This is a genomic window from Solirubrobacter deserti, assembly GCF_027587175.1.
GTDB lineage: Bacteria > Actinomycetota > Thermoleophilia > Solirubrobacterales > Solirubrobacteraceae > Solirubrobacter > Solirubrobacter deserti.
Map to the genome: position 1 here is coordinate 15990 of NZ_JAPCID010000056.1, position 23148 is coordinate 39137.

The window sequence follows — 23148 nt, forward strand, 5'->3', positions numbered from 1 at the left end:
GCTGCGACGGCCACCCCGGTACCCGCCGCGAGCACCCCCGCCGCGACTGCGAGCGCAATGCGGCGAGGTTGATGAGGTACTTCAGACCCTAGCGATGAACGCATGGCGCGCACCCTTGCACACGCCATGGCTCTCGCCGCGCCTACCCCAGCAGCGTCCAGGGGTCGAAGGCCTCGATCGGCACGACGCGGATCCGCGGCAGCGCGACCGTGAACGCTCCGACGTCGTCCTCGAGGTCGAACAGCTCGACGCCCTCGATCTCGGTGAGCAGCGTGCTGGTCATCTCGCGGAAGCCGATGACCCCGATGCGACGGCCCGGCTGCTCGGCCAGGTTCTCGACCTGGGGCGCGAAGTCGCCGTCGTGGGAGGCGAGCAGCAGGTCGCCGTGGCCGCGCTCGGCGAGGGCGTCGATCGTCTTCTGGATGGCGACGTCGACGACCTTCACGTCGGGCGGCCCGCTCAGCAGCACGGGCCGGTACTCGAGGGCGGTCAGGGCCTGGACGAACGCCATCGGCACGGTGCCGGAGGCGTTGAGGAAGAACAGGCCGCGCACGGGCTGCTCCCAGACGGCGCGGGCGTAGTCGCGGACGCGATCCCAGCGCGGGCGCTCCTCCGGGGCGGGGCGCCGGCCGAGGACGCCGGCGCCGAGCGTCGCGTCGATGTTCTCGCCGTCGATGAGCAGGAACGTCTCAGGCACGCCCGCGAGACTAACGCAGGCGGTCAGTCCATCCAGGCGCCGCGGCGACCTCATGCCAGCAAAACTTGCCATATGACAAGCAAGTACTTAGACTGGACAGCATGGACTTGGATCGCTTCCTCGATGAGGACCCGGGTGGACCCGTGGTCATGCTCAACCTGCTGCGCTTCCGGCCGGGCGGCGCAGCGCGCTACGACGACTACCGCCAGGCGCTGCTGGCGTCGGGGGTGGCCGCCGACGCCGAGCCGCTGTTCTTCGGCACCGGCTTCCCGTCGCTCGAGGGCGAGGACTGGGACGCGGTCCTGCTCGTCCGCTACCCGAGCCGGGCGGCGTTCGCGGGCATGATCCGCTCGCCCGAGTACCGTGCGATCGAGCCCCTGCGACGCGAGGCGCTGGAGGACGCCGTGGTGCAACCGACACACTGGCTGATGTGAGACGAACACAGGCGGAGCGCCGGGCGCAGACCGAACGCCGGTTGCTGGAAGCGACGATGGAGATCGTGGCCTCGCGCGGCGTGCGCGCGGTGACGCTGGCCGCGGTCGGCGAGGCGGCGGGGTACTCCCGCGGGATCGTCACGCACCAGTTCGGGTCCCGCCAGGGGCTGCTGGACGCGTTGACGCTGGAGCTGCAGAACCGCTTCGTGCCGCCGGAGACCGACGACGTGCTCGAGTTCGTCGACGCGTACCTGGCCGCGTTCGAGGAGCGGCCGCTGGACACGCGCGTGTACGCAGTGCTGTGGGCGGAGGCCCAGGCGGGCGACGTCGACCTGCTGCCCGCGTTCGAGGCGCGCGACGCCCGCTTCCGCGCGACCATGGCCGGCTACCTCGACGGCGACGAGGCGATGGCGGCCGTGGTCGTCGCGCTGCTGCGCGGGGTGGCGCTGATGCAGCCCGAAGACGCTCGCGCGCAGGTGCGCGCGTTGCTCGCCCGGGGCGTGGCGTCATCGACGTGACCCGGGCCGGTTGACCGCGCGGGCGGGTGGTGAGCCCCGCCGCATGCCCCAACCCAAGCAGCCCGTCACCGACGACACCATCCAGGTGCGTCAGCTCAGTCACTACCAGTTCACGTGGATCGCCGGGGAGCCCGGCGAGCCCGGCATGTGGACCCTGCAGCTCGTGCTCGACCAGGGCGCGTGGGAGGAGGTCCTGACCGTCGACCCCGACGACGCCGACAACCTGCAGGACATGCTGTCCACCGCGCAGATCGTGCACTACGACGTCCGCCGTCGCACGTTGATGTTCGGGACGACCCCCGTGGGCAGCGCCTAACCTCGTCTGCATGGCGGTCGCGACCCTCGACAACACGTTCGCCCGTGAGCTGGAAGGGCTCTCGGTGCCGTGGCAGGCGGCGCAGGTGCCGCAGCCGCGGCTGCTGATCCACAACGAGGCGCTCGCGGCGGAGCTGGGCGTGGAGTGGGGCGTCGATGTCTTCGCCGGCAACGAGGTCCCCGAGGGCGCGACGCCGGTCGCCCAGGTCTACGCCGGCCACCAGTTCGGCGGGTACTCGCCGCGGCTGGGCGACGGGCGCGCGCTGCTGCTCGGCGAGGTCGTGGATCGCGCGGGGCGGCGCCGTGACCTGCACCTGAAGGGCTCCGGCCGTACGCCGTTCGCGCGCGGCGGGGACGGCAAGGCCGTCGTCGGCCCGATGCTGCGCGAGGCCGTGATCGGCGAGGCGATGCACGCGCTCGGCATCCCGACGACGCGCGCGCTCGCCGTCGTCGCCACGGGCGAGAAGGTGATGCGCGAGGCCGGCCCGCTGCCGGGCGCGGTGCTCACGCGCGTCGCCTCTTCGCATCTGCGCGTGGGGACGTTCGAGTACGCGGCGCGCAACGGCGGCCTGCGCGAGCTGGCCGACTACGCGATCGCCCGCCACTACCCGGGGCTCGGGTACCTGGAGTTCTTCGAGGCGGTCGTCGAAGCGCAGGCTTCGTTGGTGGCGCGCTGGATGCTCGTGGGCTTCATCCACGGCGTCATGAACACCGACAACATGGCGATCTCGGGCGAGACGATCGACTACGGCCCGTGCGCGTTCATGGACCGCTACGACCCGGCGACCGTCTTCAGCTCGATCGACCACATGGGCCGCTACGCCTATGGCAACCAGCCGGCCGTCGCCCAGTGGAACCTCGCGCGGTTGGGCGAGACGCTGTTGCCGCTGATCGGCGGCGAGGACGCGGTCGAGCGGGCGACGTCCGTGTTGACGACGTTCGAGGATCGCTACGGCCGCGCCTGGCGGTCCGGCATGGCTGCGAAGCTCGGGCTGCGCGAGCCGGACACGGCGTTCATCGAGGAGACCCTGAAGGTGCTCGAGGAGCAGCGGGTCGACTTCACCTCGTTCTTCCGCGCCCTGCCGGACGCCGCGTTGGGCGACAACCGCCGCGCGCACGCGCTGTTCGCCGCGCCGGCCGAGTTCGACGCGTGGGCCGACTCGTGGCGGCCTTTGACCTCGTCGGACGGCCTGGCGGCGTTGAACTCCGTCAACCCGATCTACATCCCGCGCAACCACCTCGTCGAGGAGGCGCTGGCCGCGGCGATGGACGACGACCTGCTGCCGCTCGGCCGCTTGATGGAGGTCCTCGCCCGCCCGTTCGAGGAGCGCGAGGGCCGCGAGGTCTACGCGGAGCCTGGGCCGGAGCGCTTCTACCAGACGTTCTGCGGCACTTAAGTCGCAGAAGCTTCGCAATCGCGTCTTGTTTCGCGACGGCGCCGCGGGCGACGATTCGCGGCATGGTCGTCGAAAGCTCGATTCGTCAACCAGCGGTTGACAAAGTGATCGCTCGGATCGCCGCCCGGCAGTGGGGCCTGGTGAGCGCCCGTGATCTGCGCGCGCTCGGGCTGTCGCGCCAAGCGATCTCGAAGCGCGTCGCGGCAGGACGGCTGTTTCCGGCGTATCGCGGAGTGTGGGCGGTGGGGCACCCCAACCTCCCCCTCGAAGGCCGGTTTCTGGCGGCGGTGCTCGCCTGCGGCCCCGGGGCCGTCCTCTCCCACTGGTCCGCCGTGGTCCACTGGGGCCTCCGGCGTTGGATCGAGCACGACCCGCACGTGACGTCGCCGACCAAACGCGACCGCGCCGGCATCGTCAACCATCGGTCCGATCACATCGAAGGCACGGTCCACAGGGGCGTCCCCGTCGTCACGCCCGCTCGCGCGATCTGCGACATCACCGCGACCGCGACCGTCAAGGTCCTGCGCGGCGTCGTGAACCATGCGCTCGGCCTGGAGCTCGTCACGCTCGGGCAACTCGTGACCTACACCGGCCGCGGAGCGAAGAAGCTACGTCGCGTCCTCGCCGAGGCGGCGCCCACGAGGAGCGAGAACGAGAACCTCGTCCTGCACCTCATCCACGATGCCGGCCTGCCGATCCCGCTGGTCAACCCGCGACTGGACGGCACGAGCTACATCCCCGACTTCCTGTGGCCCGAGCGGGGACTGATCCTCGAAGCCGACAGCCGGCGCTTCCACGGCAACCTGATCGCGCGCGCCGACGACGCGTCCCGCCAGCTCGTGCTCGAGCGGATGGGCCTGCGCGTGATCCGCACGACGTGGCGGGAGGCCACCGCGCAGCCCGCCGTGGTTCAGCGACGAATCGCGAACGCGCTGGGCGCAGAGGTAGTCTGATTCCCATGACGGAGTTCTTCGGCGCGTGCCCGCTCGACTGCCCCGACGGGTGCAGCTGGGTGGTGACGGTCGAGGACGGCGTCGCCACGCGGCTGCGCGGCAACCGCGACCATCCGTACACGGCAGGCGCGTTGTGCGCGAAGGTCAACGGCTACCTGGATCACGTGCGCGCCGAGGACCGCATCCTGTACCCGATGCGCCGCGTCGGGGCGAAGGGCGCGGGCAAGTTCGAGCGCATCAGCTGGGACGAGGCCACGGCGGAGATCGCGGCGAAGCTGCACGCGGTGAAGGACGAGTTCGGCGGCGAGGCGATCTGGCCGTTCCAGGGCACGGGGTCGCTCGGCTACGTGCAGGGCCTGGAGGGCCGCGCCGGCCAGCCGCTGTGGAACGTGCTCGGCGCGTCGGTGCACGAGATGACGGCGTGCAGCGTGGCGGGCAAGCTCGGGGCGAGCTACACGACCGGCACGGCCGCGGGCATGGACCCCGAGACGTTCGCGGACTCCAAGCTGATCCTGCTGTGGGGCACGAACCCGCTCACCTCCGGCCACCACGTGTTCAAGTTCATGCGCGAGGCCCAGAAGCGTGGCGCGTACGTGGTGTCGATCGACCCGATCAAGACCCGCACCGCCGAGCGCGCCGACGAGTGGCTCGCGCCGCTCCCCGGCTCCGACGCCGCGCTGGCGCTCGGCCTGCTGCACGTCGTGCTCGAGCTGGGTGCCGAGGATCGCGAGTACATCGCGCGCAACACGGTCGGCTTCGACGAGTTCAAGGAGCGCATCCTCCAGTTCTCGCCGCAGCGGGTCGCGGAGCTCACGGGCCTGCCGGAGGAGCGGATCCGCGCGCTCGGCGAGCGGCTCGCGACCACGCGCCCGACCGGCATCCGCTGCACGCAGGGCATGCAGCGCCACGCGGGCGGCGGCGCCGCGCTGCGCATGCTCTACGCCATCCCGGGCGTGACGGGCGACTGGCAGTACCCGGGCGGCGGCGCGTCGTACTCGACCAGCGGGCGCTTCACGCCGAACTTCGAAGGGGTCTACCGCGACGACCTGCTCCAGCAGCCGGTCCGCTCGCTCAACATGGTCCGCCTCGCCGACGAGCTGCTCAACCAGGACGACCCGCCGATCAGGGCGCTCGTCGTCTACCAGGCCAATCCCATGGGCTCCAATCCGGACCAGCGCCGGGTGCGCGAGGGCCTCATGCGCGAGGACCTGTTCACGGTCGTGCTGGAGCAGTTCCCCACCGACACCGTCGACTACGCGGACATCGTCCTGCCCGCGACGATGCAGACCGAGCACCTGGACGTCAACGACGGCTACGGGCACTCGTACGTGCACCTGAACCGCCCGGCGGTCGCGCCGCGCGGCGAGGCCAAGTCCACGCTGGAGACGTTCCGCCGGATCGCACGCGCGATGGACCTGGATGAACCGGCGCTCTACGCGAGCGACGAGGAGGTCGCGCGCACGCTGCTCGGCGACGAGCTGTTCGAGGAGCTGTGGGAAGTCGGCTGGAAGCGCTACCTGCCCGAGCGCTACGTGCCCTTCACCGACGGCTTCCCCACACCGTCCGGCAAGCTCGAGTTCTACTCCGAGAAGGCCGCGGAGGCGGGCCTGGACCCGATCCCCGGCTACACGCCGTCCCAGGCCACCGCGCCGGACGAGCAGCACCCCCTGGCGCTGATCGCGCCCGCGAGCCACTGGTTCCTGAACACGATCTTCGCCAACAAGCCGGACCTCATGGCCAAGGCCGGCGGCCCGCGCATCACGATGCACCCGGACGACGCGCGCGAGCGCGGCCTGACCTCCGGCGACACGGTCCGCGTGTTCAACGCACGCGGCGCGTTCGAGGCGGAGGTCCTCGTCGCCGACAGCGTGCGCCAGGGCGTGATCGCCTCCACCAAGGGCCACTGGCTCAAGCACGTCCGCGGCGGCGCGAACGTCAACGCCACCACCGACGAGCGCGACTCCGACATGGGCGGCGGCGCCGTCTACCACGACAACCGCGTCGAGGTCGAGCGGGTGGGTAGCGTCAACGGCGATGACCAGCCGAGAGATCAGGCTCGCTTCGCGCCCCGAGGGCGAGCCGGAGCCGTCCAACTTCGAGCTCGCTGAGACCGACGTCCGCGCGCCCCAGCGGGGCGAGCTCGTCGTGCGCAACCGGTACATGTCCGTCGACCCGTACATGCGGGGGCGGATGAAGGACGTCAAGTCGTACACGCCGCCGTGGCAGATCGGCCAGCAGCTCGACGGCGCCGCGATCGGCGAAGTCATCGCATCCAAGGTCGACGGGTTCGCCGAGGGCGATCTCGTGGTGCACGGCCTCGGCTGGCGCGAGGTGGCCGTGGTCAAGGCGCAGTACGCGCAGAAGGTCACACCGCCCGCGGGCGTCCCGGAGTCCGCGTTCATCGGCGTCCTCGGGATGCCGGGCCTGACCGCCTACGTCGGCCTGCTCGACATCGCGGAGCTGCGCGACGGGGACATCGTGTTCGTGAGCGGCGCCGCGGGCGCCGTCGGGTCGCTCGCGGGCCAGATCGCCAAGCTCAAGGGGCACACCGTGATCGGCTCCGCCGGCTCGCCCGAGAAGGTCGAGTGGCTGAACGAGTTGGGCTTCGACGCCGCGTTCGACTACCACGACGGCGAGGTGCGCACGCTGCTGCGGGAAGCCGCGCCCGACGGCATCGACGTCTACTTCGACAACGTCGGCGGCGACCACTTCGCCGCGGCCATCCACGCCATGAAGCAGAACGGCCGCGCGGCCCTGTGCGGCGCGATCTCCAGCTACAACACCGACGAGCCCGCGCCGTTCCAGCTCATGCAGGCCATCGGCAAGCGGCTCAAGCTGCAGGGCTTCATCATCAGCGACCACGGCGACCGCCGGCAGGCGTTCATCGACGAGGTCGGCCCGTGGGTCGCGGACGGCCGCGTGCAGTTCCGCGAGACGATCGTCGACGGTGGCGTCGAGGCCGCGCCGCAGGCCTTCATCGACCTACTGCGCGGCGCCAACACGGGCAAGATGCTCGTGCGCTTCTAGGCCGCGGCCGCGTTTGCGTTCGCCCTTGAGGGCGCGGCCGAGCGCGGCCGGAACGGCCAGCTCGACTTCCAGCGGAGCGATCACGAGCTCCTCGGCCACGCCGGTGATGCGCTCGTGCAGTGCCCGGCGTGCGCGCCGCGCGCGGCGGCGCGCGCCCGCCCGGTTGACCAGCCGCGCGATCAGCGCCAGCAACAGCCCGGCCAGCAGGCCGCCGATGAGCAGCGCGGTCGGCGCGGGGACGCCTCCGATGTCGGGTGTCGGCACGACGTCGTCGAGCTGGAGATAGCCGAGCCCCGCCAGCGCGACGAGCCACAGCGCGCCGGCCGCGGCCGCCAGTGCGCACGCGAGCTGCAGCCCGCGCGCGACACGCCACCACCGCGGTCGGGTCATCCGCAGGTCCGCGCCCGCCATCGCGCGGTCGAGCCGGTCGGCCAGCGCGCCCTCCTCGGCGGTGGCGGCGCGGCGCGCCAGCGCGGGCCACGGCTCCGGCAACCCGGACGACGCGTCGTGGGCGAGCGTGCGGATGGCGGAGTCGAGCAGCGAGCGCTCCACCGGCGTCGGCGGCGGCAGTGACGTGCGCGCGTCCTCGGCCTGTGCGCGCTCGAGCCCCAGGCGCCGGAGCGGGTCGGGCCGCAGCCGCCGCACCCAGGAGATCCACGGCACGCCGGCCGCGAGCGCGCCGCGGTGCTTGTGCGCACGCTCGACGGCGCGCACGACGCCCGGCAGGCCCGCCGCGTCCGACAGCGCGGCGACGAGCCGCTCGCGGTCGCGCCGGCTCACGCCCGCGGCGCGACCCTTCCCCGCGGCGGCGCGCAACGGCTCCGCGACGGAGGACACGTCGGCTTCGAGCCGGGCCAGCGCGGCCTTGCGGCTGCGCACGCGCTCCTCGACCGCCTCGCGCAACGCGTCGGTCCCCTGGCCGGTGCGCGCCGACAGCGCGAGCACGGGCATGTCGCCCAGCCCGCTGGACGCGAGCACGCGCTGCAGGTCCTTGCGCGCGCGGTCCACCTGGTCGCCGAGCAGGTCCGCCTGGTTGAGCACGACGAGCATCGCCGCCGCGTGCCCGGCCATCGGGCGCAGGTAGCCCTCGTGCAGCGTCGCGTCCGCGTACTTCTGCGGATCGACGACCCACACCAGCAGGTCGACCATCCGCACGAGCCGGTCGACCTCGGCGCGATGGGCGGCCTCGATGGAGTCGAAATCGGGCAGGTCGAGCAGCGCCAGGCCTTCCGGCGCCTCCGGCCCGAGCGCGTGCCGTTGCCGGATCTCGAGCCAGTCGAGCAGCGCGGGCTCGACCGCTTCGCCGACCGCCGCGGTCGTGGTGGACGTCGTCGGCCGGCGCACGCCGGAGCGCGAGAGCTCGCGCCCGACGAGCAGGTTGAACAGGGTCGACTTGCCGGCGCCGGTCGGGCCGGCGAGCGCGACGACGGTGGCGTCGAGCCCGTGGCCGAGGCGTTCGCCGGCGCGCCGCACGAGCGCGCGGGCCGGCGCCACGACTTCCGGATCCAGCCGGCCTTCGGCGAGCTCTACGGCCTCGGCGAGCGCGCTCAGGCGCTGGTCGAGCTTGCTCATCGCGCGGACTCGAGGCTCCGCACGGTCTCGCGCAGCTGGACCGCTGCGTCCGTCGGCGGCGCCGCGGGCGCGAGCAGCGCCTCGTAGCGCTCCGCCTCGGCCTCCAGGAGCCCGCGGGTGCGCTCGAGCAGCATCGTGCGCGCGCGGGCGGCGAGCGTGCGCACGGCCTGGTCGCCCAGCAGCGCCTCGAGGATGCGCTGGCCCGCCGCGGAGGTCCCGCCCGCGACCGCGAGCTCGGCGCCGGTGAGCCCGCCCGTCTGGGCGAACACCGCCAACATCACCACCAGGCCGGCGCCGTTGACGCCGAGCGACGCGAAGCGCGCGGTCTGGCGGCGGTTGCCGGCTTCCTTGCGCACGAGCTCGAAGACGTCGCCCTGCCAGGCGCGGACCTCCTCGCGCGTGCGGTCGAGCAGCGCGGCGGAGGCGGCGTCGAGCCGGCCGGTGCCCTCCAGCAGTGCGCGACCGGCCGGGCGGCTGCGCCAGTCGGTCGCGGCGCGCTCCGCGGCGCGGTCCGCCGCGGCGTGCACGACCGCGTCGACGTTGGAGCGCACCGCGGCCTGCAGGCGCGCCTCGGGCGCGGGCCCGCCGGTCACGAGCGAGCGGAGCCGGTCACGCACACGCGAGAGCCGGGACTCGAGCTCGCGCATCAGATCGCCGGTCCCGACGACCTCGTGCCAGCGGGCGAGGACCTCGCCGCGCAGGAGCGTCCCGCTGCGCAGCGCCTCATCGATCTCGTCCAGCCCGCGCTCGTACGCGCCTTCGACATCGGCGCGCAGCTGGACCGCGGTCGCCTGCTGCTCATCGAGCGCTTTGCCCACGGCGCCGACGCGCCGCGGCAGGCTCTCGAGCGCGCCGGTGAGCGTGCGGCGGACGAGGTCCGCGCGGCCGGTGGCGTCCGCCGCCAGGCCGTCGAGCCAGCCGCGGACCGGCGCCAGCGCGGCCGCCGGCAGGCGCCCGTCCTCCAGCGCCGTCTCGGGCACGACCAGCAGCTCGGCGGCGCCCAGGCCTTGCTCGGCCATCATCGCGCGCAGATGCCCGGAGACCTCGGCGGCGCCTTCGCGCGGCACGCGGTCCAGCACGAGCGAGAGCGCGGTGCCGCGGTCCCGCGCGCTCTGCAGCAGCTCCCACGGGACGGCGTCGGCGTAGCGGGCCGCGGTGGTCACGAACAGCCACGCGTCGGCCGCCGCCAGCAGCTGGCGGGCCAGCGCGCGGTTGGTGTCGACCACGGAGTCGATGTCCGGTGAGTCGAGCAGCGCCACGCCCGTCGGCAGCCCGCTCGTCGGCGCGAGCTCCAGGCCACCCGGCCCGGCGTCCCGGCCGGTCGTACGGCTCATCCCCGGCAGGATGCGGTCGTCCTCGAACCAGCGCAGGTCGTCCGGATGGCACACGAGCACGGGCGAGCGGGTCGTCGGCCGCAGCACGCCGGCCGCGCTCACGGGCGCGCCGACGAGGCTGTTGACCAGCGTCGACTTGCCCGCGCCGGTCGAGCCGCCCACGACCATCAGCAGCGGCGCCTCCATGCTCTGCAGGCGTGGCAGCAGGTAGTCGTCGATCTGGGCGATCAGCTCGTCGCGCACGTGGCGGGCCTCCTCGGCGCCCGGCGCCTCCAGCCGCAGCTCGAGGCCCCGCAACGTCCGGCCGAGGCCGGCGAGCCCGTGCGTCAGCGCGGTCGGGGACTGCACGCTCATGGCGTGACGCTTCCCACCGCACGCGACAAGCAGTCAGCCCGCGGTCAGATGTCGGCGCGCGTCAACACCTCGAGACCGTCCACGGTCAGCAGCCGTCGAGCGCCAGCCACTCCGAGTAGCGGGCGCGCTGGTCCGGCCACGACGTCTTGAAGCGGATCTGCGTGTACACGGAGCGGCCGTCGCAGAAGTCGAGCCCGCCCACCTGCACGGTCGTCCGGTAGCGCGGGAGCGAGCCGTCGCGGTCGCGGTGATTGGCGGTCTGGCGCCCACGCGCCGTCGCGATCGGCTTGCCCCAGCCGCGCCACTTCAGGCTGGTGAAGTTGGCGCCGCTCGCGCCGCTGCCGACGGCGCACGAGGACGGGTGCTGGCGGAACTTGGACCCGCAGGCCATGACGGTGGCGGCGTTCGCGGACCCTGCGCCGAGGCCGAGGATGCAGAACGCGAGAAGGCAGACCCTGAGCATGCCCGGCACGCTACGCGGCGCCGTTGACCCCGTCTGCCGCTCCATGGTGTGGTTCACCGAACACCCTGCGCTTCGCGGCCTCGAAGTCGCGCAGCGGCTGGGCGGTGTCGTCCTCGTGCACGGACAGCACCCGCGCACGGCCGACGATCCGGTCGCGCTCGAGCAGCGCGACCACGGCGTCGTCGTCCACCCCCCGTCGCGGTAGCTCGTCGAACATCCACGCGCGGGCGATCGCCGAGCCGCCCGGCGCGACCTCGGCCACCTCCTCGAACACGAGCACCGCCTCGTGCACGATCGGCTCGACGTCGCGGCGGCGCCGTCCGAACGACAGCGACGCGCGATAGCCGTCGCGCGCGGGCCGTCGCCGCCCGTCGCGCTCCGTCGGCGCGAACTCGACCTCCAATCGCAGGACCACGCTCATGAGAGGCAGTGTCGCCGTGTTCACGGACGGTGTCGTGCGGCAGGGCGGCACCTCGACGGGCGTGCGCGTGAGCGGCACAGCCGGTACTTAATGCCGGTGTGATCACCGACACCGACCTGACCTACCTGCGCCGCGCGGTCGACCTGGCGGCGCAGGCCCTCGAGGCGGGGGACGAGCCGTTCGGCTCGGTCCTCGTCTCCGCGGAGGGCGAGGTGCTCTTCGAGGACCACAACCACGTGGTCTCCGGCGACGGGACCCAGCACCCCGAGATCGCCATCGCACGCTGGGCGGGCGCGAACCTGAGCCTGGAGCAGCGCGCGGCCGCGACCGTCTACACGTCCGGCGAGCACTGCGCGATGTGCAGCGCGGCGCACGGCTGGGTCGGCCTCGGGCGGATCGTCATCGCCGCGTCCACGGACATGTTCGTCGCCTGGCGGGAGGAGCTCGGCCGCCCACCGGGGCCGGTCGCGCCGTTGCCGATCACGACCGTGCTCCCCGGCGCCCTCGTCGACGGCCCGGTGCCGGAGCTCGCCGCCGAGGTCGGCAAGCTCTACAAGGCCTTCTAGCCCTCGACCTCGCCCCAGGGCGCGCGGTCCAGCGCCGCCTCGAAGTCCGCGCGCGTGTGCACGGGCTCGCCGTGGGAGACGAGCACGTGCTCGAACGGCAGCCCGAGCATCGCGCGCAGCGCCGGCAGCACGCGCGTCTCGTGGTACGGCGTGCTCCACACCAGCAGCTCGCCGTGCGGTGCGGTCATGCCGTCGGCGAAGATCAGCGCCTGCTGCTCGGGCAGATACAGCGGCGTCTCGAGCATGTTGCGCCCGTCGTCGAGCGCGATCAACCCGCCGGGAAGCTCGTCCCCCGGGCGCACCGGCGCGAGCTCGGTCTTCGGGATGTCGTCGCGCCAGTACATCATCGGCCCGTGCGCCTCTGCCCCGTACCAGCGCGCGAACAGGTCGACGTCCCGCACGTGGTCGGGCTTGATCACGACGACATGGTCGACCTGCTCGATCCGGTCCCACACGGCGCGCTCGCGCGGGTGCGGCGCGAGTGGGTCCAGCAGCAGCGTGACGCCGCCCGAGCGCACCGCGAACGAGGACACCTCGGAATTCCAGTCATCGTTGCCCGGTTCCCAGGCCGGATGGGGCTGGCGCCACAGCCACAGGCCGTCCGCCACGTCACGTACCTCGACGCTCATCGCGCGGACTCTACGTGGGCGACGTCCGCGAGGGCGCGCCAGATCAGCGCGAGGATGAGCGCCGAGCCGGCGAAGCCGAACCAGAACGGCGCGGTGAGCCCCGCGACGCTCGCGAGCACCCCGCCGATCGCCTGCCCGACCAGGATGCCGCCGTGCACGCCGAGCGAGTAGACGCTGCCGACGCGGCCCTGCAGCTCGGCCGGCGTCGCGCGCATGCGCACGGCCATCGACAGCGTCCCCCAGACGAAGATGTGCGCGCCGAACACGACCATGATCGCCATCGCAACCGCGGCGCTGGTGGTCAGGGCGAGCCCGAGGTGGGTGCACGTCTCGATCGCGAGCCCGACGCGCATCAGCGTCGCCAGTCGGAAGCGCCGCTCGAGCCGGTCGTAGGCGAGCGTGCCGAAGATCCCGCCGACGGCGACGAGCGTCGAGAGCAGCCCGAACCCGACGGCGCCCAGCCCGAGCCGTCGATCCGCGTACAGGACGAGCACCGACCACGCGGCGCCGAACGTCACGTTGAAGGTGACGATCGTGAGCGCGAGCGTCCGCACCGGCGCGTTGCCCCACAGCCACGCGAACCCTTCGCGCACGTCGCGCCACACGTGCGCGGGCGCGTCCGGCCGGGCGAGCGGCGGCACGCGCATGCGCGTGACGAGCAGCACCGCGAGCGCCATCAGGACGGCCTGGACCATGAACGGCCATGCGCGGCCGGCCGCGAACAGCGCGGCGCCGAGCGCGGGACCGACGAGCTGGTTGCCCGTCAGGAACCCGGCCATCAACCGCGCGTTGCCGATCCCCAGGTCCGCCTTCTCGATCACCATCGGCAGCAGCGTGTGCCCGGCGATGTCGGCGAACACCTCCGCGACGCCGAGCGCCAGCATCGCGACCAGCACGACCGCGACGTTCACCGCGTCCGCCGCCAGCGCGCCCGCCAGCGCCGCCAGCACGCCCACTCGCAGCCCGTTCGCGATCACGACCATCCGTCGCCGGTCGAGCCGGTCCGCGAGCACGCCCGCGTACAGGACGAGCAGCAGCCACGGCAGCCGCTGCAGCAGCGCGGCGAGCGCCACCAGCAGCGGCTCCTGCGTCTCGGAGGCGATCAGCAGCGGCCCGGCGGCCAGCGCGATCCCGTCACCCAGATTGCTCAGCCACGAGGAGCCGACCAGCCACCGGAACGCCGCGCCCATGCGGGCCGGCAGGATCGCCTCGACGAGCCGCACCCACCCGAGGCTAGGTGGCCAGGGCGGGCTCGGCGCTGAGGTCGGCCTTGGCCTGCGCCGTGTCCTCGTCGGCGATCACTTCCAGCGCGTCGGCTTCGAGCCCGTCGACCGCCTGCCGGACGACGTCCGCCGGGTCGTTCTTCGGGATGTCCCAGCCGGCCATCATGTCGGTGTCGGTCGCGCTCAGGTAGACGCCCGTGACGAGCGTGTCCGGCAGCTCCAGGCGCACGGTGTTGGTGAGGCTCCACTGCGCCGCCTTCGACGCCGCGTAGCCGCCCGCGCCCGCGTACGAGATCCACGAGAGCCGGGAGTTCATGTTCAGGATCGCGCGCAGCGGCGTGAAGGCGCGGATCACGTTCAGCGTGCCGAAGAAGTTCGTCTCCAGCTCGCGGCGGATCTTGTCCAGGTCCCCCGTCACGAGGTTCTGGTGCAGCGAGACGCCGGCGTTGTTGATGAGCACGTCGACGTCGGGCGCGGCGGCCGCGGCGCGCGCGACCGACTCGGGATCGGTGATGTCGAGCGCGATCGGGACGACGCCGGGAAGGTCGATCGTCCGCGGGTCACGCGCGGCGGCGTAGACCTTGGCCGCGCCGCGTTCGAGCAACTGCTGGGCGAAGTGGCGGCCGAGGCCGCGGTTGGCGCCCGTGACGAGCGCCGTGGTGCCGTTCAAGTTCATGGCTTCAGAGGCTAAGCTGCAGCGTGAGCCAATCAATGACTGTCGGAAGCGAATCGATATCCAGATGACTCAGGACGTTCTCGCCGACATCCTGGCCGTGACCGGCGTGCGCGGCGTGCTCGGCGCCCGCATCGACGCCGGCACCGACTGGGCGTGGCACGCGAGCCGCGTCGACGGCGCCGCGCTCCATGCCGTGACGCACGGCAGCGTGTGGTTCACCGTCGGCGGCGGTGAGCCGTTCGAGCTCGCGGCCGGCGACGTGATCCTGCTCCCGCACGGCAGCGAGCACACGCTCGGCAGCGACCCGGTCATCCGCGCGTCGAGCACGTACGAGGCGATCTCGGAGGGCATCGGCCGGATCGGCACGGGCGAGGTCCGCGCCCGCATCCTGTGCGCCCACTACGAGTACGACACGCCGCCGTTCCAGTCGCTGCCGGACGTGGTCGTGCTGCGCGGCGCGGACGAGCTCGAGGACACGATCCGGCTGCTCGGCCGCGAGCTCGCGCACCCGCGGCTCGCCACGGCCGTGATCCTCGACAGCCTCGTGGACATCCTGCTCGTCCAGCTGCTGCGGGCGTGGCTGCCCGAGCAGCCGACGTGGCTCGGCGCGCTGCGCGACCCGGTGGTGGGCGCGGCCGTCGCCAAGCTGCACGCGGACCCCGCGCGCGAGTGGACGACCGCCACGCTCGCGCGGGAGACCGCGGTCTCGCGCGCGACGCTCACGCGGCGCTTCGCCGCCGTCCTGGGCGAGGCGCCCGCCACCTACCTCACGCGCTGGCGGATGAGCCTCGCCGCGCAGCGCCTGCGCGAGGGCGACGAGCCGCTCGAGCAGGTCGCGGCGGCCGTCGGCTACACGTCGGTGTACGCCTTCAGCCGCGCGTTCCGCCGCGCCCGCGGGGTCCCGCCCGGCCGCTTTCGCGCAGCCGCGCGAGTGTCTACGTAGCGCGTCGCTCGCGCGGCGTTTCGTCGCGCTCCAGGCTCACCTGCACCGTGTCGCCGGTCGAGAGGCCGGCCTCGGCCCGGAACGCGTTCGTCAGCCCGAGCACGGCCTCGAGCCTGACGACGATCGGCGCAGCCTACAGCGCTCCAAGATCCTGCCAATGTCGCGCCAAGGCCGATGCCGCAGAGTCCTGTCGCGGCGGGCGATTCCCCCCGGATCGCCCGCCGCTGAACCCGCTCAGCCGCGGCCGACGTAGGGCATCTTGGTCGCCATCACGGTCATGTACTGGACGTTGGCGTCGAGCGGGAGCGCCGCCATCTGCGCGACCGCGCGTCCGACGTGCGCCACGTCCATCGTGGGCTCTGGCGCGAGCGAGCCGTCGGCCTGCAGCACGCCGCCGCTCATCCGCGCGGTCATGTCCGTGGCCGCGTTGCCGATGTCGATCTGGCCGCACGCGATGTCGAACTCACGGCCCTCCAGCGAAAGCGACTTGGTGATCCCCGTGACCGCGTGCTTGGTCGCGTTGTAGGCGATCGCCTGCGGGCGCGGGACGTAAGCCGAGAGCGAGCCGTTGTTGATGATGCGCCCGCCGCGCGGGTCCTGCGCGGCCATCACCCGGAACGCAGCCTGCGCGCACAGGAAGGTGCCGGTGAGATTGACGTCCACGACGGCCTGCCACTCGTCGTAGGTGATCTCGGCCACGGGCTTGGTGAGCCCGGCGCCCGCGTTGTTGAACAGCAGGTCGATCCGGCCGTAGGCCTGCTGGACCTTGGTGAACAGCGACGCGACGGAGTCGGGGTCCGTGACGTCGGTCGGCACCGCGAGCCCGTTCGCGTCACCGAGCGTCTCGAGCAGCGGCGCCTCCCGCCGGCCGGCCGCGACGACCGTCCAGCCGTCCGCGCTAAGGGCCTGCGCGGCCGCTCTCCCTATGCCGGAACCGGCTCCGGTGACGACGGCGATCATGACCGCCGGATCGTAAGGGGTCGGCGTACGGATCGCGCACCATCCGCCTGATGTAAGGGGTGCGTCTCAGCACGAAGATGGAGTCATGTTCAACCAGCGACCGCGAAACCAAGACTCGATGCGAGCACGCATTGGTCGCCTGACTCGACGCAAGGAGATCCCCGTGACCCATTCCACGCTGCGGATCCGCCCGGCCCGCACGACGGACGCGGCCGCGATCGAGCGGCTGGCCGCGCTGGACTCCAGCCACGCTCCCGGCGGCGACGTCCTGATCGCCGAGGTGGGCGACGAGCTGTGGGCCGCGCTGTCGCTCGACGACGGGCACGCCGTCGCCGACCCGCTGCGCCCGAGCGCCGACGCCGTCCTGATGCTCGGCGCCCGCGGGCGCCAGCTGCGCCGCGGCGAGCGTCGCCGGTCGCACGCGCGCGTGCGCTTCGCCTGAGTGACCTCCGGCGCTGGCGTTCATGCCAGCGCCGGATATAAGCTCGCCCCTTCATGCTGTCGCCGTGGGGCCGTGTCGTGGCAATCTCGGCCCTCCTCGTGGTGGGCGGCATCCTTGTGCTCGCGATCGCCTCGGTGGCATCCACCGAGCAGGTGCGGCCCACGTTCGTGGTCGAGGGAACGCTGGAAGGGCTGACGTTCGACGTCGCCGACAGCGACATCGTGGTCGTCGGCGGCGGCCGGCGCGACAGCGTCGAGGTCCGGCGCGACGAGCGCTACGCCTTCGGGCACCGCCCGCGGGTGGAGAAGCTGCCGCGGGCCGGCACCTTCGGGTTGCGGTCACGCTGCCCGACGGCGGTGCTGGGGCCGTGCAGCGTCTCCTATCGGATCCTCGTCCCCGACAACGTCCCGCTCGAGATCCGCACGAGCTCCGGGGACGTCTGGCTGCGCGGGTACCGCGGTTCGGCCACGGTCACGACCGGCGAGGGCGCGATCGACATCTCCGGCTACTGCGGGAACGCGCTGGACGCGCGAGCGAGCTCCGGCACGGTGACCGTCCAGGCCGCGTGCGCGCCGCCGCGCATGATCCTGCGCACCGCTTCCGGCGACGTGCGCGCCGTGATGCCGGCCGGCCGCTACGACCTCGACGCGGAGACCAGCTCGGGCGACGCGGTGGTGCGCGGCATCATCGCGCGCCCGGACGCCCCGTACAGCGTGCAGGTGCTGAGCGGGACCGGCGACGTGTCCGTCGAGGGCCGGTCGTGATCGCCGCCCTCGATCTGGACGACCGGATCGTCCGTGCGGGCCACGCCGTCGCATACCTGATCGTCAGCCTGCCGGTGACGCTGCTCGCGTGGCCGGCGGTCGCGCTGCTGGTGATCGGCGCCGCGCTGAGCGTGGTCGGGATCGGGTTGCCGCTGGTGGTCGCCGGGGCCGGCGCGTGCCGCGCGCTGGCGCGGCTGGACCGGCGCGCCGCGAACCGCTGGCTGGACGCGAAGGTGCCGCGCTATCCCGGACGTGCGCGCGGCGGGGTGCTCGCGCTGCTCAACGAGCGCAGCCTGTGGCGGATGGCCGCGTTCCTGACGATCCGGCCCGTGCTGGCCCTCGCGCTGATGGCGGTCGCGCTGGTCCCCGTGTTCATGTTCGCGCTCCTCGTGGAGCTCGGCGCTGAGGGTCTGTCGGGCTCCGGGGAGGTGGACTTCGTCGGCCCGTGGGCGCTGACACCGCTGCTCGGCCTGGTGCTGCTGATGCTCACGTTCCCCGCCGCGGCGCTCACCATCGCGACGCTGGAGACGCTCTACCGCGTGCTCTGCGTCATCACCCAGGCCGTGCTCGTGCCGCGCATCACCGGGTCGGGCCCCGCGCGTGAGCTGCTGGCGGAGTCGCTCGGCGACCGCTCGGTGTCCGTCGCCTACTGGCTGCCGGACCGCGAGAAGTTCGTGGACGAGCAGGGCCGCGACGTCGAGCTGCCCGCGCCCGGCTCCGGCCGCGCGTGGACGGTCGTCGAGCGCGACGGCCGTCGGCTCGCGGCGATCGTTCACGACGCCTCGCTGGACACGTCGCAGGAGCTGGTGGAAGCGGCGGCCGCTTCGAGCGCGCTCGCGCTGGACAACGAGCGCCTGCGCGCGGACCTCCAGGCCCGGCTGGAGGAGCTGCGGCTCTCACGCGCGCGGATCATGGAGGCGGGCGACGCCGCGCGGCGCCGGATCGAGCGCAACCTGCACGACGGCGCGCAGCAGCAGCTGGTCGCGCTCGCGCTGGACCTGCGGATCCTCAAGGCGCGGCTGAAGGACCCCGCGATCGACGAGCTGTCCGAGCGGCTCGCGAGCGCGCTCGCCGAGCTACGCGAGCTCGCGCGCGGCATCCACCCAGCGATCCTCACCGACCGCGGGCTCGCGCCGGCGATCCAGTCGCTCGCGGACCGCGCGACCGTGCCCGTCGACGTCGAGGTCGAGCTGCCGGACGAGCGCCTGCCCGCGCCGATCGAGGCCGCCGCGTACTTCCTGGTCGCCGAGGCGCTGACCAACGTGGCCCGCTACGCCGAGGCTTCGCGGGCGTGGGTGGCCGTCAAGCTCGAGCCGGAGGCGCTCGTGGTGCGCGTGGCCGACGACGGCGTCGGCGGCGTGGACCCGTCCGTGGGCGCGGGCCTGCGTGGACTCGACGACCGTGTCGCGACCGTCGGCGGGACGCTCGAGATCGACAGCCCGGTCGGCGAAGGGACGAGACTGATGGCGAGGCTGCCCGTATGAAGCCGCCCGCCCGCACCCGAACGCCGGACCGTGGCGCCGCCCCGCGCTGGCGGTGGCTGCTGGCGTGCATGGTCGTGCTGCTGCTGGCGGGCTGCGGCGAGCCAACGGTCGTGCGCGAGCCGGACGTGACCGTCTCCGGCGAGCCGAGCTCCACGCCCGTCGCGGGCGCGCCGGCGCCCGACGGTGCGGTGCGGATCGCGGTCGTCACGCACGGCCCGGCGTCCTCGAAGTTCTGGGCGATCATCCGCAACGGGGTCGACGCCGCCGCGCGCCGCCTGGACGTGCTCGTGGACTACCAGTCGCCCGACGAGTACTCGCTGGACCGCATGGTGCAGCTGATCGACGAGGCGGTCGCGACGCGGCCCGACGGGCTCGTCGTCTCGATCCCGGAGGCCGGGCTCAGGCCCGCGATCGAGCGGGCCGTCGACGCTGGCATCCCGGTCGTCTCGATCAACTCCGGCAGCGGGGAGTTCCGCTCGTTCGGCGTGCTCGCCCACGTCGGCCAGGAGGAGCTCCGGGCGGGACGGGAGGCGGGTCGGCGGCTGGCACGCGCGGGCGTCGAGCGCGCGCTCTGCGTCAACCAGCAGGTCGGCAACACCGGCCTGGACCAGCGCTGCGCGGGCATGATCGAGGCGCTGGAGCAGGCGGGCGGGAGCGCACGCGTGCTCGCGATCATGGACGACGCCCCGGGGACACCGGCGCGGATCGCCGCCGCCGTGCGCGCGGACCGCGCCGACGGGGTGCTCGCCACGAACTCGCTCGGCGGGCTCGCGGCGGCGGACGCGCTCGCCGGGCAGGACGTGAAGATCGGCACCTTCGACCTCGGCCCGGACGTGCTCAAAGCGGTCCAGGCGGGCCGGATCGGCTTCGCCGTGGACCAGCAGCCCTACCTGCAGGGCTATCTGCCGATCGAGATGCTCGCTCTGCGCGCCCGCTATGGGATCTTCCCGTCGCAGGGTGACGTGGTCGCCACCGGGCCGAACTTCGTCACGCGCGGCGACGCCGCGCGGGCCCTGGAGCTGAGCGAGCGTTCGATCCGCTAGGCGGCCTCCGCGGGCGCGGCCTCGGGGGTCTCGGCCGGCGCGTTGGAGTCCGAGTACTTGATCGCCCCGAGGCCACCGGCGATGCCGGCGCCGAGGGCAGCGAGCGCCCAGGCCGTGCCCCATTCGCGTCGGTCGAGCGCGAACGAGCCAGGGCCCGAGGCGGTGACCGCGAACAGCGCCACGGTCATGACCAGCGGCAGCTCATAGCCGTTGTTCTGGCCCCATACGCCGTTCGGGCCGTGGACCTTGAGCGTGGCGACGGTCATGGAGCCGGTGAGCGCCGCGGCGGCCGCGGGGGTCGCGAGGCCGGCGACCAGCGCGGCGCCGCCCGCCGTCTCGGCCACGCCCGCCGCCGTGGCGTGGTGCGTGCCGGGGAAGAGCCCCTGGGACTCCATCCAGCCGCCCGTCCCCTCGATGCCGTAGCCACCGAACCAGCCCTTGAGCTTCTGGAGCCCATGACCGATGAAGAGGCCGCCGATGACGGCGCGGAGGATCGCGATGCCAAATCTCATACCAATAGTCTGGAGGAAATGCCAAAGCATCGTGTCGTCATCGTGGGCGGGGGCTTCGGAGGCCTGCAGGCCGCTCTGCATCTCAAGGACGCCGACGTCGACGTGACGATCGTCGACCGCCGCAACTTCCACCTGTTCCAGCCGCTGGCCTACCAGGTCGCGACGGGCGCACTGGCCACCGGCGAGGTCGCGTACCCGCTGCGCGCGATCTTCCGCAGGCAGGGGAACGTGTCGGTGATGCTCGCCGAGGCCGAGGGCTTCGATCTGACCGCGAAGACCGTCAAGTTGCGGACCGCCGCGGGCGCGGAGACGCTCGACTACGACACGCTCGTGGTCGGCGGCGGCTCCAAGTACAACTACTTCGGGCACCCGGAATGGCAGGAGCACGCCGCCGAGCTCAAGACGCTCGAGGGCGCGCTGCACATCCGCGCGCAGATCCTGCACGCGTTCGAGCAGGCCGAAGTGGCGTCCGATCCCGTCGAGCGCGAGCGGCTCCTGACCTTCGTGATCGTCGGCGCGGGGCCCACCGGCGCCGAGATGGCGGGGCAGATCGCCGAGATCGCCCGCGACACCCGCGACGAGTTCCGCGTGGTTGACACCTGGCAGGCGAAGGTGCTGCTGGTCGAAGCCGGCGACCGCGTGCTGGCCGCGTTCCCGAAGCGCCTCTCGGCCAAGGCGGAGAAGTCGCTCGGCTCGCTCGGCGTGACGTCGCTGACCAACCACATGGTCACCGACATCGACGCCGAGGGTGTGACCATGAAGACCGACCAGGGCGAGGAGAAGGTGCGCGCCGGCACGGTCATCTGGGCCGCGGGCGTGCTCGCCGCGAGCGTCGCGACGACGCTGGCCGAGGCCGCGGGCGCCGAGCAGGACAAGGTCGGCCGGCTGCTGGTCGAGCCCGACCTCACCGTCCCGGGCCATCCCGACGTGCTCGCGATCGGCGACATGGTCCAGGTCGCCGGCGGCGACCCGCTGCCGGGCGTCGCGCCGGTGGCGATGCAGATGGGCCGCTACGTCGCGCGCTCGATCAAGTCCAAGCTGCGCGGCGGGACGTCCGGGCCGTTCAAGTACAAGGACAAGGGCAACCTGGCGACGCTCGGCCGCGCGCGGGCGATCGCGGAGCTGCCGCCGGGCATCCGTGTGAGCGGCTTCTTCGCCTGGGCGCTGTGGCTCGGCATCCACCTCTGGTACCTCGTCGGGTTCCAGAACCGGCTGCTGGTGTTCATCCGCTGGGGCTTCAGCTTCATCACCCACGGCCGCGGCACCCGGCTCATCACCGGCGAGTCGAACATGCCCTGAACGTCGCCTCGTCCGCGGGGAAGAACGCCTCGATCGCCAGCTCGGACACGGTGACGTCGACCGCGGTGCCGAACGTCGTGCGCGTGGAGAGGAACGTCAGGCCGTCGATCTTGAGCGGGACGAAGACGGGGTGCGCGCCGCTGTCGGCCTCCGGCCCCGGGTAGCCCGCGAGCTCGTCGTAGAGCTCGGCGAGCGCCTCATCGCCGGTCTGGTCGCGCTGGCCGGCGAGGTCGCCCAGCAGGTGAGCGCGCCACTCAGCGAGGTTCTCGATCCGCGGCGCCATGCCCTCGGGGTGCAGCGCGCACTTGAGCACGTTGACCGGTGGCTCGAGCAGGTGGGGCGCGACGCCCTCGGTGAGCAGTCGGGAGGCCGCGTTGGCGGCCACGAGGTTGCTGTGGCGGTCGACCACGACCGCGGGAAACGGCTCGTGTGCGGTGAGCAGCTGGTCGAGCGCGCCGCGGATCGGCGCGAGCTCGGGCGCGTCGAGCGGGCGTTGCGCGTAGACCGGCGCGTAGCCCGCGGCGAGCAGCATCCGGTTGCGCTCGCGCAGCGGCACCTCGAGATGCTCGGCGAGGTGCAGGAGCATCTGCTCGCTCGGCCGGCTGCGGCCCGTCTCCACGAACGAGAGGTGCCGCGCGGAGACGCCCGCCTCGAGCGCCAGGTCGAGCTGGCTCAGGCGCCGGCGCGTGCGCCACGTCTTGATCAGCGGTCCGACGGACATTACCTCAGAGGTAATTGAAGCAGTTACGTCGGCGCGGGATCGTACCGGGCATGACGATCACCTCCGTTGTGGACACGTACATCGCCGCCTGGAACGAGGGCGACGCGGAGCGGCGCCGCGCGCTGGTCGGCGGGGCCTGGACCGAGGACGGCACCTACCTCGACCCGCTGATGCAGGGCTCCGGGCCGGACCAGATCGCCGCGATGATCGGGGCCGCGCAAGCCCAGTTCCCCGGACACCGGTTCGAGCTCTCGTTCGGGCCGGACGCGCACAACGACGTCGTGCGCTTCGCCTGGACGCTGACGGCCGGCAACGGGCCGGTGGCGCGCGGGACGGACTTCGCGACGGTCGCGGAGGATGGGCGCCTGCGCTCGGTCACCGGCTTCCTCGAGACGGTGTAG

26 protein-coding genes are annotated in these 23148 nt (G+C 72.9%); 15 read left to right on the plus strand and 11 right to left on the minus strand.

Features of this window, described 5'->3' with window-relative positions:
- Positions 1-142: 142 nt before the first annotated feature.
- Entirely contained in the window at positions 143-697 is a 555-nt protein-coding gene (locus OJ962_RS28125; protein ID WP_270006759.1) for an NYN domain-containing protein, read from the minus strand.
- A gap of 101 nt (positions 698-798) precedes the next feature.
- Between OJ962_RS28125 and OJ962_RS28130 the strand changes: the two genes are divergently transcribed.
- The 7 genes from OJ962_RS28130 to OJ962_RS28160 all read left to right on the plus strand — a co-directional run bounded on the left by OJ962_RS28130 (position 799) and on the right by OJ962_RS28160 (position 7341).
- A complete protein-coding gene (locus OJ962_RS28130) occupies positions 799-1131 on the plus strand; it encodes a DUF1330 domain-containing protein (RefSeq protein ID WP_202957489.1) in 333 nt (110 codons plus the stop codon).
- Positions 1128-1649, plus strand: coding sequence for a TetR/AcrR family transcriptional regulator (locus OJ962_RS28135; RefSeq protein WP_202957490.1), 522 nt, complete (start codon positions 1128-1130; stop codon positions 1647-1649). Before OJ962_RS28130 ends, OJ962_RS28135 begins: the two co-directional genes overlap by 4 nt.
- Before the next feature lie 43 nt (positions 1650-1692).
- Positions 1693-1965: a hypothetical protein gene (locus OJ962_RS28140; protein WP_202957491.1), complete on the plus strand. Its 273-nt coding sequence runs from the start codon at positions 1693-1695 to the stop codon at positions 1963-1965.
- Between the two features lie 10 nt (positions 1966-1975).
- Positions 1976-3361 carry a protein adenylyltransferase SelO gene (locus tag OJ962_RS28145; RefSeq protein WP_202957492.1) on the plus strand — a complete coding sequence of 462 codons (1386 nt, stop codon included), beginning with the start codon at positions 1976-1978 and terminating at the stop codon, positions 3359-3361.
- Positions 3362-3465: 104 nt separating this feature from the next.
- Positions 3466-4314 carry a type IV toxin-antitoxin system AbiEi family antitoxin domain-containing protein gene (locus OJ962_RS28150; protein WP_202957493.1) on the plus strand — a complete coding sequence of 283 codons (849 nt, stop codon included), beginning with the start codon at positions 3466-3468 and terminating at the stop codon, positions 4312-4314.
- Positions 4315-4319: 5 nt separating this feature from the next.
- Positions 4320-6422, plus strand: a complete 2103-nt coding sequence (locus tag OJ962_RS28155) for a molybdopterin-containing oxidoreductase family protein (protein ID WP_202957494.1) — start codon at positions 4320-4322, stop codon at positions 6420-6422.
- Entirely contained in the window at positions 6349-7341 is a 993-nt protein-coding gene (locus tag OJ962_RS28160; RefSeq protein WP_202957495.1) for an NADP-dependent oxidoreductase, read from the plus strand. Before OJ962_RS28155 ends, OJ962_RS28160 begins: the two co-directional genes overlap by 74 nt.
- Here OJ962_RS28160 and OJ962_RS28165 read toward each other — a convergent pair.
- The 4 genes from OJ962_RS28165 to OJ962_RS28180 all read right to left on the minus strand — a co-directional run bounded on the left by OJ962_RS28165 (position 7297) and on the right by OJ962_RS28180 (position 11485).
- Complete coding sequence (locus OJ962_RS28165) at positions 7297-8913, minus strand: GTPase (RefSeq protein WP_202957496.1); 1617 nt, start codon at positions 8911-8913, stop codon at positions 7297-7299. The two genes, OJ962_RS28160 and OJ962_RS28165, sit on opposite strands and share 45 nt — an antisense overlap.
- Positions 8910-10601 carry a P-loop NTPase family protein gene (locus tag OJ962_RS28170; RefSeq protein WP_202957497.1) on the minus strand — a complete coding sequence of 564 codons (1692 nt, stop codon included), beginning with the start codon at positions 10599-10601 and terminating at the stop codon, positions 8910-8912. The genes OJ962_RS28165 and OJ962_RS28170 overlap by 4 nt, the downstream gene beginning before the upstream one ends.
- Before the next feature lie 85 nt (positions 10602-10686).
- Positions 10687-11064: a hypothetical protein gene (locus tag OJ962_RS28175; RefSeq protein ID WP_202957498.1), complete on the minus strand. Its 378-nt coding sequence runs from the start codon at positions 11062-11064 to the stop codon at positions 10687-10689.
- 10 nt (positions 11065-11074) lie between these two features.
- Positions 11075-11485: a hypothetical protein gene (locus OJ962_RS28180; RefSeq protein WP_202957499.1), complete on the minus strand. Its 411-nt coding sequence runs from the start codon at positions 11483-11485 to the stop codon at positions 11075-11077.
- Between the two features lie 98 nt (positions 11486-11583).
- Between OJ962_RS28180 and OJ962_RS28185 the strand changes: the two genes are divergently transcribed.
- Positions 11584-12051: a nucleoside deaminase gene (locus OJ962_RS28185; RefSeq protein ID WP_202957500.1), complete on the plus strand. Its 468-nt coding sequence runs from the start codon at positions 11584-11586 to the stop codon at positions 12049-12051.
- Here the strand turns inward: OJ962_RS28185 and OJ962_RS28190 are convergent.
- From OJ962_RS28190 to OJ962_RS28200, 3 genes are read right to left on the minus strand one after another with little or no spacing between them, the layout of a single operon-like run.
- Positions 12048-12680 carry an MBL fold metallo-hydrolase gene (locus OJ962_RS28190; protein ID WP_202957501.1) on the minus strand — a complete coding sequence of 211 codons (633 nt, stop codon included), beginning with the start codon at positions 12678-12680 and terminating at the stop codon, positions 12048-12050. The two genes, OJ962_RS28185 and OJ962_RS28190, sit on opposite strands and share 4 nt — an antisense overlap.
- Positions 12677-13870, minus strand: a complete 1194-nt coding sequence (locus OJ962_RS28195) for an MFS transporter (protein ID WP_238932412.1) — start codon at positions 13868-13870, stop codon at positions 12677-12679. Before OJ962_RS28195 ends, OJ962_RS28190 begins: the two co-directional genes overlap by 4 nt.
- Positions 13871-13913: 43 nt before the next feature.
- Positions 13914-14579, minus strand: coding sequence for an SDR family oxidoreductase (locus OJ962_RS28200; protein WP_202957503.1), 666 nt, complete (start codon positions 14577-14579; stop codon positions 13914-13916).
- Positions 14580-14643: 64 nt separating this feature from the next.
- On the opposite strand from OJ962_RS28200, the gene OJ962_RS28205 reads away from it, so the two are divergent.
- Positions 14644-15522, plus strand: a complete 879-nt coding sequence (locus tag OJ962_RS28205) for an AraC family transcriptional regulator (RefSeq protein WP_202957504.1) — start codon at positions 14644-14646, stop codon at positions 15520-15522.
- Positions 15523-15756: 234 nt separating this feature from the next.
- Here the strand turns inward: OJ962_RS28205 and OJ962_RS28210 are convergent, their stop codons facing one another.
- Positions 15757-16482, minus strand: a complete 726-nt coding sequence (locus OJ962_RS28210) for an SDR family oxidoreductase (protein ID WP_202957505.1) — start codon at positions 16480-16482, stop codon at positions 15757-15759.
- 163 nt (positions 16483-16645) lie between these two features.
- On the opposite strand from OJ962_RS28210, the gene OJ962_RS28215 reads away from it, so the two are divergent.
- The 4 genes from OJ962_RS28215 to OJ962_RS28230 are packed head-to-tail and all read left to right on the plus strand — an operon-like array spanning position 16646 to position 20215.
- The gene (locus OJ962_RS28215; protein WP_202957506.1) at positions 16646-16924 is read left to right on the plus strand and encodes a GNAT family N-acetyltransferase; all 279 of its coding nucleotides are present in this window, start codon (positions 16646-16648) and stop codon (positions 16922-16924) included.
- 53 nt (positions 16925-16977) lie between these two features.
- The gene (locus OJ962_RS28220) at positions 16978-17688 is read left to right on the plus strand and encodes a DUF4097 family beta strand repeat-containing protein (RefSeq protein ID WP_202957507.1); all 711 of its coding nucleotides are present in this window, start codon (positions 16978-16980) and stop codon (positions 17686-17688) included.
- Positions 17685-19172 (plus strand): sensor histidine kinase, encoded by a 1488-nt coding sequence (locus OJ962_RS28225; RefSeq protein ID WP_202957508.1) that lies wholly within the window; start codon positions 17685-17687, stop codon positions 19170-19172. Before OJ962_RS28220 ends, OJ962_RS28225 begins: the two co-directional genes overlap by 4 nt.
- Positions 19169-20215, plus strand: coding sequence for a substrate-binding domain-containing protein (locus tag OJ962_RS28230; RefSeq protein WP_202957509.1), 1047 nt, complete (start codon positions 19169-19171; stop codon positions 20213-20215). The genes OJ962_RS28225 and OJ962_RS28230 overlap by 4 nt, the downstream gene beginning before the upstream one ends.
- Here OJ962_RS28230 and OJ962_RS28235 read toward each other — a convergent pair.
- A complete protein-coding gene (locus OJ962_RS28235; RefSeq protein ID WP_202957510.1) occupies positions 20212-20727 on the minus strand; it encodes a DoxX family protein in 516 nt (171 codons plus the stop codon). The two genes, OJ962_RS28230 and OJ962_RS28235, sit on opposite strands and share 4 nt — an antisense overlap.
- Positions 20728-20745: 18 nt before the next feature.
- Here OJ962_RS28235 and OJ962_RS28240 point away from each other — a divergent pair, with 18 nt between their 5' ends.
- Positions 20746-22026 (plus strand): NAD(P)/FAD-dependent oxidoreductase, encoded by a 1281-nt coding sequence (locus OJ962_RS28240; protein WP_202957511.1) that lies wholly within the window; start codon positions 20746-20748, stop codon positions 22024-22026.
- Here OJ962_RS28240 and OJ962_RS28245 read toward each other — a convergent pair.
- Positions 22001-22747: a helix-turn-helix domain-containing protein gene (locus tag OJ962_RS28245; protein WP_202957512.1), complete on the minus strand. Its 747-nt coding sequence runs from the start codon at positions 22745-22747 to the stop codon at positions 22001-22003. The genes OJ962_RS28240 and OJ962_RS28245 overlap by 26 nt on opposite strands.
- 50 nt (positions 22748-22797) lie before the next feature.
- Between OJ962_RS28245 and OJ962_RS28250 the strand changes: the two genes are divergently transcribed.
- Positions 22798-23148 (plus strand): nuclear transport factor 2 family protein, encoded by a 351-nt coding sequence (locus OJ962_RS28250; protein WP_202957513.1) that lies wholly within the window; start codon positions 22798-22800, stop codon positions 23146-23148.

Excerpts from the sequence above, each read along its gene's own strand:
- OJ962_RS28130 (WP_202957489.1), top strand. The coding sequence starts at position 799 with ATGGACTTGGATCGCTTCCTCGATGAGGACCCGGGTGGACCCGTGGTC.
- OJ962_RS28140 (WP_202957491.1), top strand. The coding sequence starts at position 1,693 with ATGCCCCAACCCAAGCAGCCCGTCACCGACGACACCATCCAGGTGCGT.
- OJ962_RS28145 (WP_202957492.1), top strand. The coding sequence starts at position 1,976 with ATGGCGGTCGCGACCCTCGACAACACGTTCGCCCGTGAGCTGGAAGGG.
- OJ962_RS28155 (WP_202957494.1), top strand. The coding sequence starts at position 4,320 with ATGACGGAGTTCTTCGGCGCGTGCCCGCTCGACTGCCCCGACGGGTGC.
- OJ962_RS28160 (WP_202957495.1), top strand. The coding sequence starts at position 6,349 with ATGACCAGCCGAGAGATCAGGCTCGCTTCGCGCCCCGAGGGCGAGCCG.
- OJ962_RS28165 (WP_202957496.1), bottom strand. The coding sequence starts at position 8,913 with ATGAGCAAGCTCGACCAGCGCCTGAGCGCGCTCGCCGAGGCCGTAGAG.
- OJ962_RS28170 (WP_202957497.1), bottom strand. The coding sequence starts at position 10,601 with ATGAGCGTGCAGTCCCCGACCGCGCTGACGCACGGGCTCGCCGGCCTC.
- OJ962_RS28175 (WP_202957498.1), bottom strand. The coding sequence starts at position 11,064 with ATGCTCAGGGTCTGCCTTCTCGCGTTCTGCATCCTCGGCCTCGGCGCA.
- OJ962_RS28180 (WP_202957499.1), bottom strand. The coding sequence starts at position 11,485 with ATGAGCGTGGTCCTGCGATTGGAGGTCGAGTTCGCGCCGACGGAGCGC.
- OJ962_RS28190 (WP_202957501.1), bottom strand. The coding sequence starts at position 12,680 with ATGAGCGTCGAGGTACGTGACGTGGCGGACGGCCTGTGGCTGTGGCGC.
- OJ962_RS28195 (WP_238932412.1), bottom strand. The coding sequence starts at position 13,870 with ATGGGCGCGGCGTTCCGGTGGCTGGTCGGCTCCTCGTGGCTGAGCAAT.
- OJ962_RS28200 (WP_202957503.1), bottom strand. The coding sequence starts at position 14,579 with ATGAACTTGAACGGCACCACGGCGCTCGTCACGGGCGCCAACCGCGGC.
- OJ962_RS28205 (WP_202957504.1), top strand. The coding sequence starts at position 14,644 with ATGACTCAGGACGTTCTCGCCGACATCCTGGCCGTGACCGGCGTGCGC.
- OJ962_RS28210 (WP_202957505.1), bottom strand. The coding sequence starts at position 16,482 with ATGATCGCCGTCGTCACCGGAGCCGGTTCCGGCATAGGGAGAGCGGCC.
- OJ962_RS28220 (WP_202957507.1), top strand. The coding sequence starts at position 16,978 with ATGCTGTCGCCGTGGGGCCGTGTCGTGGCAATCTCGGCCCTCCTCGTG.
- OJ962_RS28230 (WP_202957509.1), top strand. The coding sequence starts at position 19,169 with ATGAAGCCGCCCGCCCGCACCCGAACGCCGGACCGTGGCGCCGCCCCG.
- OJ962_RS28235 (WP_202957510.1), bottom strand. The coding sequence starts at position 20,727 with ATGAGATTTGGCATCGCGATCCTCCGCGCCGTCATCGGCGGCCTCTTC.
- OJ962_RS28240 (WP_202957511.1), top strand. The coding sequence starts at position 20,746 with ATGCCAAAGCATCGTGTCGTCATCGTGGGCGGGGGCTTCGGAGGCCTG.
- OJ962_RS28245 (WP_202957512.1), bottom strand. The coding sequence starts at position 22,747 with ATGTCCGTCGGACCGCTGATCAAGACGTGGCGCACGCGCCGGCGCCTG.
- OJ962_RS28250 (WP_202957513.1), top strand. The coding sequence starts at position 22,798 with ATGACGATCACCTCCGTTGTGGACACGTACATCGCCGCCTGGAACGAG.